The organism is Micromonospora sp. WMMD736 (genome assembly GCF_049179015.1).
GTDB lineage: Bacteria > Actinomycetota > Actinomycetes > Mycobacteriales > Micromonosporaceae > Micromonospora.
The window spans coordinates 1-3,478 of record NZ_JBMHMI010000181.1; the positions used below are offsets into that span (position 1 = coordinate 1).

Here is a 3,478-nt window from a genome sequence, read left to right on the forward strand (position 1 = left end):
GACCAGCCCGGCGATCGCGCCGTACTCGTCGACCAGCAGCGCCATGTGCTTGCGGTCGCGCTGCATCTCCCTTAGCAGCGCGTCCAGCGGCTTGGAGTCGGGAACGAACACACCGGGTCGCATCAGCTCGGCCACGGTGGTGTCGCGTCCGCCGTTGGTCGAATAGTAGGTCTGCTGGACGAGATCCTTGAGGTACACCACACCGACCACGTCGTCGACGTTCTCGCCGATGACGGGGATCCGGGAATGGCCGCTGCGCACCGCCAGCGAGGTGGCTTGTCCGGCGGTCTTGTCACTTTCGATCCACACCATCTCGGTGCGCGGCACCATCACCTCGCGGGCCGGGGTGTCGCCGAGTTCGAAGACCGACTGGATCATCCGACGTTCGTCGTCGGCCACCACCCCGCGCTGCTGAGCCAGGTCGACGACCTCACGCAGCTCGATCTCGGAGGCGAACGGCCCGTTGCGGAAGCCGCGGCCGGGTGTCAGCGCGTTGCCGAGCAACACCAGCAGTCGGCTGATCGGGGTCAACAGCACCGAAATCGCCTGCAGCGGAAGTGCCGACACCAACGCGATGGTGTAGGCGTTCTGGCGGCCGACCGTGCGCGGCCCCACCCCGATCGCCACGAAGCTGACCACCACCATGATCGCGGCCGCGGTGAACATCCCCCAGCCCACGCCCAGGCGGCCGTCCAGGTAGGCGACCAGCAGCACCGTCGCCGACGCCTCACACGCGATGCGCAGCAGTACAACGAGATTGATATAGCGTGGCCGTTCGGCCATCACCCTGGCCAGGCGCACCGCGCCGGGCCGTTCGTCGCGGACCAGCTCCTCGACCCGGGCCATCGACACGGTGGACAACGCGGCGTCGATGGCGGCGTACATCCCACCGAAAGCGATCAACACGATTGCGCCGATCAGCGGCGCCAACCCCGTCACGGCTCGTCGAAGTACCGCGACTTGTCCAGCAGTCTTCGGTCCTTCTCCGTCTGGCGGTCCTGGTGGTAGGCCGCTACCTGATCGGCCACCCATTCTTCGAGCAGCTCGCGCTGCAGGGCGAACATTTCTTTCTCCTCGTCGGGCTCGGCGTGATCGTAGCCGAGCAGGTGCAGCACCCCGTGCACGGTGAGCAGCGCAAGCTCGTGGCCGAGCGAATGGCCGGCCGCCGCGGCCTGTTTCTCGGCGAATTGCGGGCACAGCACGATGTCACCCAGCATCGACCCGCCGGGTTCGGGCGAGTCGGGCCGACCGCCCGGTTCGAGCTCATCCATCGGAAAGCTCATCACGTCGGTGGGGCCGGGCAGGTCCATCCACCGCACGTGCAGGTCGGCCATCGCCGCGCTGTCCAGCAGCACCATGGACAGCTCCGCGCCCGGGTGCACGTTCATCTTCTGGATTACGAAACGGGCGACGCTGATCAGCTCGGATTCGGAGACGTCGACACCGGATTCGTTGGAAACCTCGATGCTCATCGGTTCGTCCGCTACCGCCTCTGCCGACCGCCGCCGGCGCGGCGCTGGGCACGGTTCGTCATGGCGTCGCCTCCTTCGGCCTTCTCGTAGGCATCGACGATCTCCGACACCAACCGGTGGCGAACCACGTCGGCGCTGGTGAGTTCAGCGAAGTGGATGTCGTCCACACTGTCGAGAATCCGCATGGCAGCGCGCAACCCGGAGTTGGCGCCGCCCGGTAGATCCACCTGGGTGATATCGCCCGTCACAACGACTTTCGAGTTGAAACCCAGCCTGGTGAGAAACATCTTCATCTGCTCGCCCGTGGTGTTCTGTGCCTCGTCGAGGATGATGAACGAATCCGACAGGGTGCGTCCACGCATGTAGCCCAGCGGCGCCACCTCGATGACCCCGGTGCTCATCAGCTTCGGGATCAGCTCAGGATCCATCATGTCGTGCAAGGCGTCATACAGCGGGCGCAGGTACGGGTCGATCTTCTCGCTCAGCGTGCCGGGCAGAAAGCCAAGGCGCTCACCGGCTTCCACCGCAGGACGGGTGAGGATGATCCGGGTGACCTGCTTGGTCTGCAATGCGTTGACGGCCTTGGCCATCGCCAGATAGGTCTTACCGGTGCCGGCCGGCCCGATGCCGAAGACGATGGTGTGCGCGTCGATCGCGTCGACGTAGCGCTTCTGGTTGAGCGTTTTGGGCCGGATGGTTTTGCCGCGGCGCGACAGGATGTCCAGCGTCAGCACCTCGGCCGGGGACTCGTCGGCGGTACCGGTCAACATCGCGACACTGTGCCGGATCGCGTCCGGCGACAGCTGTTGTCCGCCGGCCACGATCGCGATCAACTCGGTTACCACCCGTTCGGCCAGCGCGACGTCGGCGGGTTCGCCCGACAAGGTCAGCGCGTTGCCGCGGACGTGCAGATCGGCGGCGAGGATCTTTTCCAGGGCGCGCAAGTTCTCGTCGGCGGAACCCAATAGACCCACGACGAGGTCGGGCGGAACATCGATGCTGCTACGTACTGGTGCCGTGTCAGCGTTCGCTTCGCGGGGCGTCACGTGGGTTTTTCTGCCTGCTTTCTGTGTTTGCGCCGGTCAGGGCGGTGTCGTGGACTTCAGTTTAGCGCCGGGGCCCGACGTGTCCCAACGGTTAGGCGATCCGCGGCCGTCAACCCCACCGCGCCGTCAGCACGCCGAGCGCCCCGAGCGCCACCGCGGCGGCCGTCGAGGTGCGCAACACCGTCGGCCCCAACCGCACCGGCCGGGCGCCCGCCCCGGTCAGCACCGCCAGTTCGGCATCGCTGATGCCGCCCTCGGGCCCGACGATCAACGTCACCGTCCGGACATCGGCCACCGGCTGCGCACCGATCGGTTCGGTGGCCGACTCGTGCAGCGCCAGCGCCACGTTGCCGGCGGCGACCTCGTCGGCGATCACCGGCGCCAGTTCGGCCGTGCACACCACCCCGGTGACCGGCGGCAGGTGCGCCCGCCGCGACTGCCGGGCCGCCGAGCGCGCCACCGCCCGCCACCGCCGCAGACCCTTGTCGACCTTTGCGGCCTCCCAGCGCGCCACGCAGCGGTCGGCCTGCCAGGCCACGAATGCATCGGCCCCGGCCTCGGTGGCCAGCTCGATCGCCAGTTCTGAGCGGTCCGATTTCGGCAGCGCCTGCACCACCGTCACGACCGGTTGTGCAGGCTGCACGGTCCAGCATTCCTGCACCCGCGCCGACAGCCGGCCCTTGGCGACGTCCTCGACCACGCAGTGCGCCAGGGTCCCGGACCCGTCACCGAGGTTGAGGTGCTCACCGGGCCGGATGCGCCGGACGTTGGCGGCGTGATGGCCCTCGTCACCGTCGACGACGGCCAGCTCACCGACCGCGGGCAGCGCCTCGACGTAGAACAGGGTGCGCAGCGGGTCGGTCACCAGCGGCTGATCAGCGGCCGGTGAACGTCTCGCGCAACCGGCTGAACAGTCCGCCGGTCGACGACGACGCCTGGGCGCTGCGCACCTCGGCGGTG

4 protein-coding genes are annotated in these 3,478 nt (G+C 67.9%); all 4 read right to left on the reverse strand.

Annotation, left to right across the window (positions count from 1 at the left end):
* A partial coding sequence (locus tag ACN269_RS35355) for a hemolysin family protein (protein ID WP_421477789.1) occupies positions 1 to 939 on the reverse strand: 939 nt, incomplete at its 3' end.
* Positions 936 to 1,472, reverse strand: coding sequence for an rRNA maturation RNase YbeY (gene ybeY, locus ACN269_RS35360; protein ID WP_421477791.1), 537 nt, complete (start codon positions 1,470 to 1,472; stop codon positions 936 to 938). The genes ybeY and ACN269_RS35355, both read right to left, overlap by 4 nt.
* An 11-nt stretch (positions 1,473 to 1,483) precedes the next feature.
* The gene (locus tag ACN269_RS35365) at positions 1,484 to 2,518 is read right to left on the reverse strand and encodes a PhoH family protein (protein ID WP_421477793.1); all 1,035 of its coding nucleotides are present in this window, start codon (positions 2,516 to 2,518) and stop codon (positions 1,484 to 1,486) included.
* Positions 2,519 to 2,627: 109 nt separating this feature from the next.
* Positions 2,628 to 3,383 carry a 16S rRNA (uracil(1498)-N(3))-methyltransferase gene (locus ACN269_RS35370; RefSeq protein ID WP_421477795.1) on the reverse strand — a complete coding sequence of 252 codons (756 nt, stop codon included), beginning with the start codon at positions 3,381 to 3,383 and terminating at the stop codon, positions 2,628 to 2,630.
* Positions 3,384 to 3,478: the final 95 nt, after the last annotated feature.

Coding starts and splice junctions, on each gene's coding strand:
- ybeY (WP_421477791.1), bottom strand. CDS start 1,472: ATGAGCATCGAGGTTTCCAACGAATCCGGTGTCGACGTCTCCGAATCC.